At 68.2% G+C, this 15,761-nt stretch carries 10 protein-coding genes; 2 read left to right on the top strand and 8 right to left on the bottom strand.

The genetic code is table 11. The features are described 5' to 3' along the window. Positions 1–147 precede the first annotated feature (147 nt). The 4 genes from OG472_RS32740 to OG472_RS32725 form a co-directional block, all read right to left on the bottom strand. Positions 148–1,437, bottom strand: a complete 1,290-nt coding sequence (locus tag OG472_RS32740) for a sugar ABC transporter permease (protein ID WP_383573810.1) — start codon at positions 1,435–1,437, stop codon at positions 148–150. A 26-nt stretch (positions 1,438–1,463) separates the two neighbouring features. Then, on the bottom strand, positions 1,464–2,252 hold the full coding sequence (locus tag OG472_RS32735) for an ATP-binding cassette domain-containing protein (protein ID WP_319730941.1): 789 nt from the start codon (positions 2,250–2,252) through the stop codon (positions 1,464–1,466). 159 nt (positions 2,253–2,411) lie between these two features. Beyond that, positions 2,412–3,527, bottom strand: a complete 1,116-nt coding sequence (locus OG472_RS32730) for a sugar ABC transporter substrate-binding protein (protein ID WP_401613862.1) — start codon at positions 3,525–3,527, stop codon at positions 2,412–2,414. Positions 3,528–3,644: 117 nt separating this feature from the next. Further along, complete coding sequence (locus OG472_RS32725; RefSeq protein WP_401613860.1) at positions 3,645–4,859, bottom strand: ROK family protein; 1,215 nt, start codon at positions 4,857–4,859, stop codon at positions 3,645–3,647. 629 nt (positions 4,860–5,488) lie between these two features. Between OG472_RS32725 and mgtA the strand changes: the two genes are divergently transcribed. Next, positions 5,489–8,215 (top strand): magnesium-translocating P-type ATPase, encoded by a 2,727-nt coding sequence (gene mgtA, locus OG472_RS32720; protein ID WP_405832489.1) that lies wholly within the window; start codon positions 5,489–5,491, stop codon positions 8,213–8,215. Between the two features lie 112 nt (positions 8,216–8,327). Further along, a complete protein-coding gene (locus tag OG472_RS32715) occupies positions 8,328–9,221 on the top strand; it encodes a hypothetical protein (protein ID WP_405832488.1) in 894 nt (297 codons plus the stop codon). A 9-nt stretch (positions 9,222–9,230) separates the two neighbouring features. Here OG472_RS32715 and OG472_RS32710 read toward each other — a convergent pair whose 3' ends face one another. The 4 genes from OG472_RS32710 to acnA form a co-directional block, all read right to left on the bottom strand. After that, entirely contained in the window at positions 9,231–10,166 is a 936-nt protein-coding gene (locus OG472_RS32710) for a carbohydrate ABC transporter permease (protein ID WP_401613854.1), read from the bottom strand. 13 nt (positions 10,167–10,179) lie between these two features. After that, a complete protein-coding gene (locus OG472_RS32705) occupies positions 10,180–11,124 on the bottom strand; it encodes a carbohydrate ABC transporter permease (RefSeq protein WP_401613852.1) in 945 nt (314 codons plus the stop codon). A gap of 19 nt (positions 11,125–11,143) precedes the next feature. After that, a complete protein-coding gene (gene ngcE, locus OG472_RS32700) occupies positions 11,144–12,571 on the bottom strand; it encodes an N-acetylglucosamine/diacetylchitobiose ABC transporter substrate-binding protein (protein WP_401613850.1) in 1,428 nt (475 codons plus the stop codon). Between the two features lie 299 nt (positions 12,572–12,870). Continuing rightward, on the bottom strand, positions 12,871–15,600 hold the full coding sequence (gene acnA, locus OG472_RS32695; protein ID WP_401613848.1) for an aconitate hydratase AcnA: 2,730 nt from the start codon (positions 15,598–15,600) through the stop codon (positions 12,871–12,873). Between the last annotated feature and the right edge of the window lie 161 nt (positions 15,601–15,761).

Below are 15,761 nucleotides of genomic sequence, written 5' to 3'. Positions count from 1 at the left end.
CACGGCCACACATCGCATACGGGCGTATACCCGCACAGGAGTACCCGCACATGTACGCACGGATGCCCGGCGCCACGTGAAGTGGCGCCGGGCACTGTGACCGTTCTTACCGCCGGATGCCGCTCCGGCGCGCAGTCGGCCGCGCGGTCAGGCGCGTCCGGCCGTCTTCTGGGTCTTGCGCGTGATCGAGTCGATCACCACGGTGGTCAGCAGCACCGCACCGGTGATCATGTACTGGATCGGCGTTGCGATGCCTTCCAGTGCCAGACCGTACTGGATCGAGACGATGACCATGACGCCGAGGAGGGCGTTCCAGGTCCGGCCCCGGCCGCCGAAGAGGCTGGTGCCGCCAATGACGGCCGCCGCGATCACGTTCATCAGCAGGTCGCCGGCGCCGGCGCTCTGGTTGGCCGCCGCGATCTTGGAGGCCCAGAACAGGCCGCCGATGGCGGCGAAGGTGCTGGAGATCGCGAAGACCGTGATCCGGATCCGGGTGACGTTGATGCCCGCGCGGCGGGAGGCCTCGACGCTGCCACCCAGTGCGAAAACGTTTCGCCCGAAGGTCGTGCGACGCAGCACGAAGTCCGTGACGACCAGGGCCAGCATGAAGAGCACCACCGCGAGCGGCAGGCCCTTGTACTGGTTGAACACCACGGCGGGGCCGAACGTGAACACCGCGAGCAGCCCGGTGCGCAGCAGGATCTCGCCGAGCGGCCGGGTGGGCATCCCGGCGGCGCCGCGGCGCTTCGCGTCGAGGAAGCAGGCCACGAAGTAGCCGGCGACCGCGAGTGCGGCCAGCCCGTAGGCGACGGCCACGTCCGAGAAGAAGTACGTGGTCAGCTGGCCGACCACGCCGTCGGCGTCGATGTTGATCGTGCCGTTGCTGCCGAGGATCTGCAGCATCGCGCCCAGCCAGAACAGCAGGCCCGACAGGGTGACGGCGAACGCCGGGGCGCCGATCCTGGCGAAGAAGAAGCCGTGGATGCAGCCGATCAGGGCACCGCCGGCGACCGCCGCCAGGATCGCCAGCCACTCGTTCACGCCGTGGGTGACGGCGAGGACGGCGACGATCGCGCCCGAGACGCCGCTGACCGAGCCGACCGAGAGGTCGATCTCGCCGAGCAGCAGCACGAAGATGATGCCGATGGCGATCATGCCGGTGGCGGTCATCGTGATCGCGATGTTGGTGAGGTTCTCCGGGGAGAGGAAGTTCGAGTTCAGCCCCTGGAAGATGGACCAGATGATGATCAGACCGATGACGACGGGCAGGGAGCCCAGGTCGCCGGCCTTCATCTTGCGCTTGAACTCGCCCACGTACCCGGCGAGGCCCTCCTCGCGGACGAGCAGGCGGGGGTCCACGGCCGGGATCGCGTCGTGAGCCGCCGCGGGGTTGACCGGGTCGATGTGCTCCTGCTGGTCGACGGGGCCCTTGCCCAGTGGACCGGTGGCAGGGTTCTGGGTGCTCACTTGCGGGCCTCCCCGGTGCGGGCCGCCCGGCGGGTCACGGCGTTGTCCGTGGCACCGGTGATGGCGGAGATGATCTCTTCCTGCGAGGTGTCGGCGACGTTGAAGACACCGTTGTTGCGGCCCAGCCGCAGCACCGCCACCTTGTCGGCGACGGCCTTCACATCGGCCATGTTGTGGCTGATGAGGATGACGGCGTGGCCACGCTCGCGCAGGCGTTCCACCAGGTCGAGGACCTGTGCGGTCTGCTCGACGCCGAGGGCGGCGGTGGGCTCGTCGAGGATGACGAGCTGGGGCTCGCCCAGCATGGAACGGGCGATCGCCACGGTCTGGCGCTGACCGCCGGAGAGCGAGGCGATGGGGATCCGGACACTGGGGATCCGGATGGACAGGGTGGTCAGGAGCTCGCGGGCGCGGCGCTCCATCTCCACCTCGTCGAGGATGCCGAAGCTCTTGAGCTCACGGCCGAGGAAGAGGTTGCCGACGACATCGATGTTGTCGCACAGCGCCAGGTCCTGGTAGACCGTCGCGATGCCCAGGTTCTGGGCTTCGTGGGGCTTGGTGATGGAGACCGGACGGCCCTCCCACTCGATGACACCGTCATCGATGGGGTGCACGCCGGCGATCGTCTTGACCAGCGTGGACTTGCCGGCGCCGTTGTCGCCGACCAGGGCGACCACCTCGCCGGAGTGGATCTCGAGTTCTACGTCGGTCAGGGCCTGAACGGCGCCGAACCGCTTCGAGACCCCTCGCAACGCCAGCACGGGCGCAGCGGACACATGAACCATCTCCTTCGCCGCCTGACCGGCGGGGATGTCGTGCAAAAGAGCAGGAGCGGGGTGAATGGGGGAACGTTTCTGCCCGGCGCCCCGCCGGGTGGCGGGGAAAGTGGGGGCGGGGCGCCGGTCAGGCACGGGGGCCGCCTCGCGAGGAGGCGACGGGGGCCGCTACTTCAGGCCGAGGGCGGCACAGGCGGCCGCGTACTTGTCGGTGCAGATCTCTGCGACCGTGTAGACGCCGTCCTTGACGACGGTGTCGTTGATGTTGCCCTTGGTGAGCGAGACGACCGGGATCAGCACGGAGGCGACACCCTTGGTGGTCGGGCTGTCGACCGTGGAGGTGGTGACACCGTCGAGCTTCTCGCCCTTGGCGAGGGCGACGGCCATCTTCGCGGCGGCCTCGGCCTCGGGGGCGTACGGCTTGTAGACGCTCATGAACTGCTCGCCCGCGACGATGCGCTGCACACCGGCGAGTTCGGCGTCCTGGCCGGTGACGGGGGGCAGGGGGGTGACGCCGGCCGCCTTGAGGGCGGTGATGATGCCGCCCGCCATGCCGTCGTTGGCGGAGTAGACGCCGATGACCTTGTCCTTGCCGAGCGCGGAGAGCGCGGCCGCCATGTTGGTGTTGGCGTTCTCCGGCTTCCACTCGACCGTGTCGTACTCCTTGCCGACGTTCACCTTGCCGTCGAGGACGGAGTGCGCACCGGACTTGAAGAGCTTGGCGTTCGGGTCGGTGACCGAGCCGTTCATCATGACGATCTGGCCGTCCTTGGCCTTGTCGCCCAGCGCCTCGAGGAGCGCCTTGCCCTGGACCTTGCCTACCTCTTCGTTGTCGAAGGAGGTGTAGGCGTCGATCGGGCCCTCGGCCAGACGGTCGTAGGCGATGACCGGGATGCCGGCGTCCTTCGCCTTCTTGACCGAGCCCGCGATGGCCTTGGAGTCCACCGCGTCGACGATCAGGACGTCCACCTTGTTGGTGATCATCGTGTCGACCTGGGAGTTCTGCGTGGTCGCGTCCTGCTTGGCGTTGGCGTAGACGACCTTGCCCTTGCCGCCGGTGAGCTCCGCGACCTTCTTCTCGATGAGCGGCTTGTCGAACTTCTCGTAACGCGCGGTCTGGTTCTCCGGCAGGAGCAGACCGACCTTGATCGCGTCGCCCTTGGCAGCGCCGGAGGATTCCTTCGTCGTGTCGCCGGCCTCCTTCGCACTCCCGCAAGCGGCGAGGGAAACGGCCATGGCACCGGCGGCAACAGCTACGGCGGCTCTGCGCATACGCGTGTTCATTACTTGAACCTCCCTGACGAGGCCGCAGCACTGCGGCCGAGGTGGATGTGAGTCAACCCCGGCCGCGTTTTGCCGTCAAGGAGTGAATCCTTAACGAGATGACAACGGTGCCATCCGTTATCTACCTGAAGGCAAGACGGCGGGAGCTCGCACTCCACTTCCATGGTCTGACAAAAGTGTCGAATCGCCCATTTCGCTGAGTACGAGCGCCAGCGCGCCCAGCACCTCGGCGCGCCCGCCGAGAGACCCCGTCAGCACCGACAACTGGCGGGCCGCACTGGGGATCGCGTACCTCCCCACTGATTCACGGATGGGGGCCAGGACGAGTTCACCGGCCTCCGCCAGCGAGCCGCCCAGCACCACCCGGCTGGGGTTCAGGAGGTTGCACAGGCTGGCCACGCCGCTGCCGATGTGGCGGCCCACGTCCGTGATCACGCGGCGGCAGCCCGGGTCCCCCTCGCGGGCCAGTTCGACCACCCGCTCCATCGTCAATTCCGGCCCGTGCGTGCCCTGGAGCAGCGGCAGGACGTACCGGGCAGCGGTGAAGGTCTCCAGGCAGCCGCGGTTGCCGCAGCGGCAGACCGGACCCGATTCGTCCAGCGTGATGTGCCCGATCTCCCCCGCCGTGCCACCCGGTCCGCGGTAGATCTGGCCGTTGATGACCAGGCCCGAGCCGACGCCGCTGGCCACCTTGATGTAGGCCAGGTCCTTTACTCCCCGCCCGCTCCCCCAAACGAGTTCACCGAGGGCTCCGAGGTTCGCGTCGTTGTCCACGTACACCGGCACGCCGAGGCGCTGCGAGAGCTCCTGGCGCGGGTTGATGCCCGCCCAGCCCGGCAGGATCGCGGTCGAGCCCAGGGTCCCGGACTCCACGTCGATCGGGCCGGGCACGCCCAGGCCGACGCCGATGACCTTCTCCAGCCCCACCCCGATGTCCGCGATCAGCCGCCCGACCAGGGCTTCCGCCCGGTTGAAGCCGTCCGCCCAGGACGCGTCGACGTCCAGCGGCTCGGACTCCTCGGCCAGCACCTGGTGCGCCAGGTTCCCCACCGCCACCCGCAGGTGGGTGTGGCCGAAGTCGACGCCGATGACGATGCCCGCGTCACCGCTGAGCGACACGCTGCGTGCGCGCCGGCCGCCGGCCGAGGTGTCGGTGACCTCGACGGTCCCGCCGTCCTTCAGTTCCCGGACGATGTTGGAGACCGTGGCCGCCGACAGTCCGGTGGTGCGGGCGATCTCCGCCTGGGTCAGCGATCCCGCGAGCCGCACCGCCCGCACGACCCGTTCGAGATTCGCGCGATGCAGCGAGGACTGCGATCCGGGAGTCTGCACGACTCATCCACTCCTGCCCATAAGCGACGGCAAGCCGTCGCCCCCCGGCCGGGACACGTCGCGGTTTCGCGCTTCGAGACCCCGGCGTCTCTCCAACTTGTGAACCTTAAGTCGAGCCTTTGCGCATCCACACGTCAAGAGGCTGACACGGCACGAAACGGCCAGTACCGACCGAAAGGGGGGAGAGAACCGGCCCCCTAGATCGTGCTACGGTCGCTGAGGCGCCGGTCCTCTGCGGCCTTTACCGGCCGGATCGGGCGCCCGTCATGACAGCGCTACGCGAGGAGGTGTTCGGGATGAGTCCCGATCGAAGTCCTTGCCGCGCTCTCATCGGCTGACCTGTTGATCAGCTGACCGTTACCCGAGCGCGCACGGCCGCGGTTCACCGCTGTCCCGTGCGCTGTCGCGTTTCTTTCCATTCTCTTCCTTCCGCGTGCGCCGGCAGCTCCGCCGGGCACGCTCCCCCGGGTTCCTCCCCCGGCCGTCGCCGAGGCGTGCCCCGGGGCCACTCCCACCATGCCCGCCGGCGCCGCCCGCGGCCCTCCCGGCTGCTCCGCGCCCACCCGTGATCACTCCACGTGACCGCGCGGCTCCGCGCTGCCCGGACACCGTGGAGGGAGGTATTCGTCATGACCATGCTCACCCCCCGTACCCCGGCCAAGCTCGCACCGCCGGGCCGGTCCCGCCGCGAGCGCAAGGCCGCCGAGCTGGAGTCCCGTACCCGGCTCGTCGGCGAGCGCCTCGCCGAGACCAGCGCCCGCCCGGCCGTCGGCGTTCTGCAGTCCGTGGACGCCTGCGCCGACGGCCTCACCCACGCGGAGGCCGCGCTGCGCCTGGAGCGCCACGGCCCCAACGTCGTCGCCCGGGAGCGCGCCCCGCGCTGGCACCTCCAGCTGGCGAAGGCCTTCTGGAACCCCTTCATCGCCGTCCTGGTCTTCCTGGCCGCGATCATGTTCTGGCAGGACCCCGCGGACGAGGGCGTCGTCATCCTCTCGGTGATGGTGGGGATCAGCGGGCTGCTCCGCTTCTGGCAGGAGTTCCGCTCGGGCCGCGCCGCCGACGCTCTCAAGAAGCTCGTCACCACCACCTGCGCGGTGCAGCGCCGGGCCGGCAGCGGCTCCGGGCCCACCACCTTCGAGGTGCCCCTGGACCGGGTGGTCCCCGGCGATGTGGTCAGGCTGGCCGCCGGCGACCTGGTCCCGGCCGACCTGCGGCTCATCAGCGCCAAGGACCTGATGGTCAGCCAGGCCGCCCTCTCCGGCGAGTCCCTGCCGGTCGCCAAGGCCGACACCGGCACCCGCGGCGAGGACCTCGGCCGGCAGACGGCCGGCGACCCCGTCGACGCCGACAACCTGGTACTGATGGGGACCTCGGTCACCTCCGGCACCGCCACCGGGGTCGTCGTCGCCACCGGGGCCGACACCTACTTCGGCTCGATGGCCGGCTCGCTCGTCGGCGAGCGCCCGCAGACCAACTTCGACACCGGCGTGCGCAAGGTCAGCTTCCTGCTGATCCGCTTCATGCTGGTCATGGTCCCGGTCGTCTTCATGATCAACGGATTCACCAAGGGTGACTGGGACGAGGCCTTCCTCTTCGGCATCGCCGTCGCCGTCGGCCTGACCCCCGAGATGCTGCCGATGGTCGTCTCCGCCAACCTGGCGCGCGGCGCGGTCGCCATGTCCAGGCGCAAGGTGGTCGTCAAGCGGCTCAACGCGATCCAGAACCTGGGCGCGATGGACGTGCTCTGCACGGACAAGACCGGCACCCTCACCGAGGACCGGATCGTCCTGGACCGCTACCTGGACGTGCACGGCAACGAGGACGACGAGGTCCTGGAGTACGGATACCTCAACGCGCACTTCCAGACGGGCTTGCGCAACCTGATGGACCAGGCGGTCATCGACCGCGTCAACGAGGCCGAGGAGGTTGTCGTCGACGCACGGTTCTCGATGGTCGACGAGATCCCCTTCGACTTCGCCCGGCGCCGGATGTCCGTGATCCTCAACCGGAACAGCATGGTGGGCGACCCCGGCCGCACCGAGCACGTCATGATCACCAAGGGGGCCGTCGAGGAGGTCCTGGACCTCTGCACGCACATGACCGACCGCGGGGCGACCGTCGAGCTGACCGAGCAGCTGCGGTGGCACGTCACCCGGATCGCGGAGGACAACAACCGCCGGGGCCTGCGGGTCCTCGCCGTCGCCACCCGCACCGTCGACAGCGCCCGCTCCGCCTACACGGTCGCCGACGAGGACCGGCTGACCCTGATCGGCTTCCTCGCCTTCCTCGACCCGCCGAAGGCCGACGCCGGACGCGCCCTGCAGGGCCTGGCCGACAAGGGCGTCGCCGTCAAGGTGATCACCGGCGACAACGACCTCGTGGCCGCCCGGGTCTGCGCCGACGTCGGCATCGAGGTCGGGCACGTGGTGCCCGGCAGCGAGATCGACGGCCTCGACGAGGCGGAACTGCGCGCGCTGGCCGCCCGTACGACGGTCTTCGCCAAGGTCAACCCGGTCCAGAAGGCCCGCATCGTCCGGGCGCTGCAGGCCGACGGGCACACGGTCGGCTTCCTCGGTGACGGCATCAACGACGCGGCCGCGCTGCGCGACGCCGATGTCGGCATCTCCGTGGACACCGCCGTCGACATCGCGAAGGAGTCGGCGGACATCATCCTGCTGGAGAAGGACCTGACCGTTCTGGAGCAGGGCGTCGTCCAGGGCCGGACCACCTTCGGCAACACGATCAAGTACATCAAGATGACGGCGTCGTCGAACTTCGGCAATGTCTTCTCGGTGCTGGTGGCGAGCGCGTTCATCCCCTTCCAGCCGATGCTCGCGATCATGCTGCTGGTCCAGAACCTGGTCTACGACATCTCGCAGCTGGCGACGCCGTGGGACCGGATGGACGAGGAGTACCTGCGGGGGCCCCGGAACTGGGACGCGAAGGGCATCGGCCGCTTCATGATCACCATCGGTCCGGTCAGCTCGATCTTCGACATCTCGATGTTCCTGATCATGTGGCACGTGTTCGGGGCGAACAGCGAGGCGAGCCAGTCCCTCTTCCAGTCCGGCTGGTTCATCGAGGGCCTGCTCTCGCAGACCCTGATCGTCCACATGATCCGTACCCGGAAGATCCCCTTCGTCCAGTCCCGCGCCTCCTGGCCGGTGATGGTGACGACGGTCCTCGCGGTGCTGACCGGGCTCTGGCTGCCCTTCTCCCCGCTGGCTCCCACGCTCGGCTTCGTGGCCCTGCCGGCGAGCTACTTCCCGTGGCTGATCGGCGTGCTGCTCGCGTACTGCACGCTCACCCAGCTCGTGAAGACCTGGTACATCCGCACGTTCGACACCTGGCTCTGAGAGGAGGACAAGAATGAATTGAACACGTTCAGCCCGGCTGGCAGTATGGATCCGCGCGCACCGCCGGCCGGGCGGACGCGTTCATTTCGCCGTGCCACGAGGGGGGTTGACCGTGCACGAGAAGCCTGAGACGCCTGAGAAGCGGTCGTACGGCCTGATGCTGTTGGTCTCGGTGCTGGTCGGCTGTCTGGAGGTCGCCCTCACCGTCGTGGTGATCTTCCTGTACGTCGAGACGCAGCCGCCGCCGGACACCCCCGTCGACCACACCGCCCTGGCGGGCTCCCTGCTCTCCCTCGGCCTGATCGTCGCGGTGATCGCGGTGCTGCTGACCCTGGTCTTCGTGCTGCCGTCGGTGGCGCTGGCCCACCTCCTCGGCCGCCTGACCGGCGGCCGCGAGGCCTGGTGGTGGGTGCCGCTGACGACGGCCGCCCTGGTCGCAGCGCCGATCTGGGCCTTCGCCTCGTACAACGACGTGGAGACGCGGCCCGTGCTCGCCTTCTGGGCGATCGCCACGGCATCGCTCTCTGCGGGCGGTCTGATCGCCCGGCTCCGGCACCCGGAACTGCTCCGGCGCGTGGCCCTGGGGGGCACGGCGCTCGTGGTGGGAACCGGCCTCCTCGGCGCGCTCGGGCTCACCGCCGGCCTGCTGCCCGCGTACGAGCCGCCGAAGATCGGTCCGGCGACCATGCCCGGCACCTGGGGCGACCACACCGCGGGAAAGCTGGTCTTCACGTCGGACGGCCGGGTCACGGCCTTCGGCGTCGCCGAGCACCGCCCCGGCGACGACCCCCACGTCCTGGCACCGCAGTGCTCGGGCTCCGGCACCTGGTCGTACGAGCCCGGCCGGGGCGTGCGGACCCAGAAGGTCCGGATACAGGTCCCGGGGTGTTCCTGGCCGGCGTGGAGCGTCGGCGGCACCGACCGCGAGCCCCGGATCCGCCAGGACATCGGCGGACCCGACTCCGGCTACCTGTACGAGCTGCGGAAGGTCACCGGCGGCTCCTGACCCCCGGGTTCACTTCAGCGTCGCCGAGGTGAGGCCCGCCTGGATCTGGCGCTGGAAGGAGAGGTAGACCACCAGCATCGGGACCATCGCGATGGTGGCGCCGGCGAACAGCACCGGCAGGTCCGTCTCGTAGCCCATCTGGTACTGGAGCTGGATGAGCCCCTGGGTGAGCATGTACCGCTCGGGGTCGGCGCTCGTCTGTGGCTGCATCAGCACGGCGGGCAGGATGTACTGGTTCCACTGGCCCAGGACGTTGAAGATCCCGACGCTGATCAGGCCGGGCTTGGCCATCGGCAGCATCACCTGGAAGAAGATCCGGGTGTCGGAGGCCCCGTCGATGACCGCCGCCTCGTGGATCGCCGTCGGCAGCGTCCGGAAGAAGGAGTGCATGAAGAAGACCGTGAAGGGCATCGAGTAGGCGACGTACACCAGGATCAGGCCCTGGTAGGTGTTCAGCATGTCGAAGCGCTTGACCATGAAGAAGAGCGGTACGAGCGCCAGGAACACGGGGAACATCGCCCCGCTGACGAAGAAGTAGTAGATGAGCCGGTTACCCGTGAAGGGGTAGCGGGCCAGTACGTACGCGGCCATCGAGCCGAACAGCATGGTCAGCGGGACCGAGAACACCAGCACGATGAGGGTGTTGGCGAAGTAGCCTCCGATGCCCTTCGTCCAGGCGCGGCCGAAGGCGTCGAAGTGCCAGTTGGAGGGCCAGCTCAGGGCCGAGCCGCCGATCTGCGCGTCGGTCTTGAAGGCACCGAGCGCGAGCCAGATCAGGGGCAGCACGATCATTATCGCCCAGACGACCAGGAAGCCGTGCGAGAAGACGTTGAGGGCCATGCCCTCGGAGCGGCGCCCCTCCCGCTTCCCCGTCGGTCCGGCGCCACCGGGCTGCTCCGCGGCCCTTTCGCCCGGAGCCTTGATCACTGTGGACTCTGCGGTCATGGTGGAACTCCCCTCAGAACTCGATGCGCTCGCGGCGGGTGGCGCGCAGCGTGATGACGGAGAGGATCATGGTCAGGGTGAGCATGACCACGCCCATGGCGCAGGCGTATCCGCTCTTTCCGAAGTAGAGGAAGTTGCGCATCAGCACCGTCGACATGACCTCGCTGTGGTGGTCGGGTCCGCCGCCGAACTGGCCCGAGGTCATGGTCGACACCAGCACGAACATGTCCATCGCGGCGATGCCCAGATAGACCGCGGCGGTCTGCACAGAGTCCCACAGCAGGGGCAGCGTGACCTTGAAGAAGGTCTGGGCGCGCCCGGCGCCGTCGAGGAGCGCGGCCTCGTAGATGTCCCTGGGGATGGACTGCATGGCCGCGGAGAACAGGACGAGGTAGAAGCCGACGCCGTGCCAGACGACGACGAGGAGCAGGCACCACAGGACGAGGTTCGGCTCGTTGAGCCATTCGACCGGGTGGGCCGCGTCGATCACGCCGATCCTGGTCAGGAAGCCGTTGAGCAGGCCGCCCTCGTCGCTGCGGTAGATCGCGCCGAAGAGCACGGAGAGGATGGCGAGGGAGAGGACCTGGGGGAAGAAGTAGACGACCTTGTAGAAGCGCGATCCGCCGACTCCCTGCACTCCGCCGGCCCCGCCGCGCCCGCCCGCGTTCACCATGAAGGCGAAGAAGAGGGCGATCAGGATGGTGACCAGCGGGACGAACACCAGGAGCAGCAGGTTGTGCCAGAGCGCGCCGCGGAAGACCTCGTCCGACAGCAACGTCGCGTAGTTGTCCACGCCGACGAAGTCGAACGTCGGGGACTGGCCGCTCCAGTTGGTGAAGGAGTAGCCGAACGTCTGTACGTAGGGCCAGATGACGAAGGTCAGGTACAGCGCGAGGGGTGCGAAGAGGAAGCCGGTGATGAAACCGGCCCGCCCCTTCCTCTGGGCTACTTGGCTCATGGTGTCCGTCCCTGCGGTGTCAGGTGCGCTTGTTGTTCTTGGCGTTCGGGTCCTTGGCCGCCTTGTCTACCGCAGCCTGGGCCCGCTTGATCCACTCCTTCGGCTGAATCCGCTGTGCCATGAGCTCATTGGACGCGTTCTGAATCTCCGTGTCCATCTCGCTGTACCAGTCGGGGTAGCGGTAGCTGAACGTGTTGCCGCCCGCGGCCTTGAGCGCCTCGACCGCCGACTGGGTGCCCGGCCGCAGCTTGACGCTCGGGTCCACCCCGTCCTTGACCACCGTGAGCGAGTTCGCCTGCTGGGCGAAGATCGTCGACCATTCGCGGGACAGCATCGAGCGGAGGAACTCGAAGCCCGCGGCCTTGTTGGCGGCCTTCTCCGGGACGATGAAGGGCTCGTCGACGCCGGCCCGGATGGCCTCGAAGGGCAGTTTGCTGTCGGCGAGCAGCGGCATCGGCAGGAACTTCATGTCGAAGTCCTCCGGGGTCTGCTTCAGCTGCTCGTTCTCCAGCCAGGAGCCGGAGGGGATGAAGGCGGCCTTGTACTGGTTCCAGGCCGTCTGGGACTCCGTGTGGGTGAGGCCGTTGGTGCCCGGCATCAGCAGGCCCTTCTCCACCACCTCGTAGACCGCCTCGACCGCGGCGAGGGCGGCCGGGTTGCCCTCGAAGGCGTTCGGCTCCAGGTTGTCGATCGCCTTCATGGCGTCCAGACCGCCCTTCTTGGCGATCAGGTCCATGATGACGACATTGATGTAGTACGGGAACTTGCCCTGGTGGGCGAGGCCGCCGATGCCGGCTTCCTTGGCCTTGGCGCAGACGGCCAGGAACTCGTCCCAGGTCTTCGGCGGCGCCCAGCCCTTCTCCTTGAAGAGCTTGCCGGAGTACCAGAAGCCGAACACGGCGTAGACGTACTTCAGCACGACGAACTTGCCGCCCTGCAGGCCCTGTTCGTAGGCGCCTTCGACCAGGGTGTCGCGCACCTTCTTGGTCGGGTCGTCGAGCGAGGGCGCGTCGAGCACGGCGGTGAGGTCGGCGAGCTGGTCGCCCTTGGCGAGCACGTCCAGCTTGATCTGCTGGGCGCCGGAGTCGTCGACGACGTCCGGCGGGTTCCCGGCGTTGAAGCGGGGCTGCAGCTTGGCGGTGATCTCCTGGGTGCCCAGGTGGGAGCTGGTGGTGCCCCACTTCTTGTCGAAGGCGGCCTCCCAGGCCTTCGCGTAGTCGTCGCCGAACCCGCCCTTGAAGACGACGACGTCCAGCTTGCCGCCCTTCGCGATGCCGAAGGGGTTCTCCTTGGTCACCGGGGCCTTGGCCGGGCCCTTCGTGGAGTTCTCCTCACCGCCGGAGGCGCAGGCGGACAGGAAGCTCATCGTCGGCACCGTGATCAGTCCGAGTGCTGCGGAGCGCTTGATCAGGTCGCGGCGTCCGAGGCCCTCACCAGTGGATCCCATGCTCATGTCCTCGCCTTCGTCAGAAGTGTGAAGGAAGCCGGAGATTCACGGTGGTGACCGTGCATGCGGACATCACCACAAGTCCCCGCCCGTCCCCCGGCCCGGAGCCGCTCGTCTCGCGGTGATCCGGACGGGCACAGGTATAGTCCACTTCCGCTCGTGTGAGCAAGATCATGCACAGTTATGGCCGTCAGTTTTTCCGAGTTGAGACCTGTCCGTCACATGGACACGCCGCCGGACGAACGGAAGGGCCGTACCCCCGTGACGGGGATACGGCCCTTTGGCGCCTATGCCGTGGCTCAGCCGCGGATGAGGTTCCGCAGCACGTACTGCATGATGCCGCCGTTGCGGTAGTAGTCCGCCTCACCCGGCGTGTCGATGCGGACGACCGCGTCGAACTCCACACCGGTGTCGGTGGTCACCTTGACGGTGCGCGGGGTGGTGCCGTTGTTCAGCTCCTCCACACCGGTGAAGGCGAAGGTCTCCTCGCCGGTGAGGCCCAGGGAGGCGGCGGTGGCGCCCTCCGGGAACTGCAGGGGCAGGACGCCCATGCCGATCAGGTTGGAGCGGTGGATGCGCTCGTAGGACTCGGCGATGACGGCCTTGACGCCGAGCAGCGCGGTGCCCTTGGCGGCCCAGTCGCGGGAGGAGCCGGAGCCGTACTCCTTGCCCGCCAGGATGACCAGCGGGATGCCGGCGGCCTGGTAGTTCTGCGAGGCGTCGTAGATGAACGCGACGGGCGCGCCCTCGACGGTGAAGTCGCGGGTGAAGCCGCCCTCGGTGCCCGGCGCGATCTGGTTGCGCAGGCGGATGTTGGCGAACGTACCGCGGATCATGACCTCGTGGTTGCCGCGGCGGGAACCGTACGAGTTGAAGTCGCGGCGCTCGACGCCGTGCTCGGTGAGGTACTTGCCGGCCGGGGTGTCGGCCTTGATCGCACCGGCCGGGGAGATGTGGTCGGTGGTGACCGAGTCGCCCAGCTTCGCCAGCACGCGGGCGCCGGCGATGTCGGAGACCGGGGTGGTCTCCATCGTCATGCCCTCGAAGTAAGGGGGCTTGCGGACGTAGGTGGACTGCGGGTCCCACTCGAAGGTGTTGCCGGTCGGGATCGACAGCGCCTGCCACTGGGCGTCGCCCGCGAAGACGTCCTGGTAGGACTTGCTGAACATGTCCTCGCCGATGGCGTTCGCCACGACGTCGTTGACCTCGGCCTCGGAGGGCCAGATGTCCGCGAGGAAGACCGGCTTGCCCTCGGTGTCGGTGCCGATGGCGTCCTTGGTGATGTCCACCTTCATGGAGCCCGCGATGGCGTACGCGACGACCAGCGGCGGGGAGGCCAGGTAGTTCATCTTGACGTCGGGGTTGATGCGGCCCTCGAAGTTGCGGTTGCCCGAGAGGACCGAGGTGACCGCGAGGTCGTGCTCGTTGATCGCCTTCGAGATCTCCTCGTCCAGCGGACCGGAGTTGCCGATGCAGGTGGTGCAGCCGTACCCGACGAGGTTGAAGCCCATCTTGTCGAGGTACGGGGTCAGGCCGGCCTTGTCGAAGTAGTCGGTGACGACCTTCGAGCCCGGGGCCAGGGTGGTCTTGACCCACGGCTTGCGGGTCAGGCCCTTCTCGACCGCCTTCTTGGCCACGAGCGCCGCGGCGACCATGACGTAGGGGTTCGAGGTGTTGGTGCAGGAGGTGATCGCGGCGACGGTGACGGCGCCGTGGTCGATCTCGAAGGAGGTGCCGTCGGCCAGGGTGACCAGCGTCGGGCGGGTCGGCACGCCGTCGACGGCGGCCGGGGCGTCGGAGGCCGGGAAGGACTCCTTGCCCGCCTCGTCGTCGTCCTCGACGTAGTTGCGCACGTCCTGGGCGAACTGCTGCGAGGCGTTGGCGAGGACGATGCGGTCCTGCGGGCGCTTCGGGCCGGCGATGGAGGGGACGACCGTGGAGAGGTCGAGCTCCAGCTTCTCGGAGAAGTCCGGCTCGGCGGCCGGGTCCAGCCACAGGCCCTGCTCCTTGGCGTACGCCTCGACGAGCGCGACCTGCTGGGCGTCGCGGCCGGTCAGGCGCAGGTACTTCAGCGTCTCGTCGTCGATCGGGAAGATCGCGGCGGTGGAGCCGAACTCCGGCGACATGTTGCCGATGGTGGCGCGGTTCGCGAGGGAGGTGGCGGCGACGCCCTCACCGTAGAACTCGACGAACTTGCCGACGACGCCGTGCTTGCGGAGCATCTCGGTGATGGTCAGCACGAGGTCGGTGGCGGTGGTGCCGGTCGGCAGCTCGCCGGTCAGCTTGAAGCCGACGACGCGCGGGATCAGCATGGAGACCGGCTGGCCGAGCATCGCGGCCTCGGCCTCGATGCCGCCGACGCCCCAGCCCAGTACGCCCAGGCCGTTGACCATGGTGGTGTGCGAGTCGGTGCCGACGAGGGTGTCGGGGTACGCCTGGCCGTTACGGACCATGACCGTGCGGGCCAGGTGCTCGATGTTGACCTGGTGGACGATGCCGGTGCCCGGCGGGACGACCTTGAAGTCGTCGAAGGCGGTCTGGCCCCAGCGCAGGAACTGGTAGCGCTCCTTGTTGCGGCCGTACTCCAGCTCGACGTTCTGCGCGAAGGCGTCCTTCGTGCCGAACTTGTCGGCGATGACCGAGTGGTCGATGACCATCTCGGCGGGCGAGAGCGGGTTGATCTTCGCCGGGTCGCCGCCGAGGGCCTTCACGGCCTCACGCATGGTGGCGAGGTCCACGACGCAGGGGACGCCGGTGAAGTCCTGCATGATCACGCGGGCCGGCGTGAACTGGATCTCCTCGCTGGGCTGGGCCTGCGAGTCCCAGTTGCCGAGCGACCGGATGTGGTCGGCGGTGATGTTCGCGCCGTCCTCGGTACGGAGCAGGTTCTCCAGCAGGACCTTCAGGCTGTAGGGAAGGCGGGCGGAGCCCTCGACCTTGTCCAGCTTGAAGATCTCGTACGACTCGTCGCCCACCTGCAGCGTGCTGCGGGCGTCGAAGCTGTTCGCCGACACGACAGTCTCCTTCATGCATGAATTCGCGCGTATTAACCGCATCCTGCCGCCACGCCCCATGGCCAATCCGCTAAGGTAGGGCTAAGTTAGGTAACCCTTACCAGCGGGGGCGGCTGCGGTACGCCTTCGGCAGATATCTCGATGTCGAGATAACTCTAGTACATGTCCGGGTCCGG

The organism is Streptomyces sp. NBC_00207, assembly GCF_045160965.1.
GTDB lineage: Bacteria > Actinomycetota > Actinomycetes > Streptomycetales > Streptomycetaceae > Streptomyces.
Note: the sequence above shows the minus strand (reverse complement) of the source record. Positions and strands in the feature narration are given on the sequence as shown.

Coding starts and splice junctions, on each gene's coding strand:
- OG472_RS32735 (WP_319730941.1), bottom strand. CDS start 2,252: ATGGTTCATGTGTCCGCTGCGCCCGTGCTGGCGTTGCGAGGGGTCTCG.
- OG472_RS32710 (WP_401613854.1), bottom strand. CDS start 10,166: ATGACCGCAGAGTCCACAGTGATCAAGGCTCCGGGCGAAAGGGCCGCG.
- ngcE (WP_401613850.1), bottom strand. CDS start 12,571: ATGGGATCCACTGGTGAGGGCCTCGGACGCCGCGACCTGATCAAGCGC.
- acnA (WP_401613848.1), bottom strand. CDS start 15,600: ATGAAGGAGACTGTCGTGTCGGCGAACAGCTTCGACGCCCGCAGCACG.
- OG472_RS32730 (WP_401613862.1), bottom strand. CDS start 3,527: ATGAACACGCGTATGCGCAGAGCCGCCGTAGCTGTTGCCGCCGGTGCC.
- mgtA (WP_405832489.1), top strand. CDS start 5,489: ATGACCATGCTCACCCCCCGTACCCCGGCCAAGCTCGCACCGCCGGGC.
- OG472_RS32705 (WP_401613852.1), bottom strand. CDS start 11,124: ATGAGCCAAGTAGCCCAGAGGAAGGGGCGGGCCGGTTTCATCACCGGC.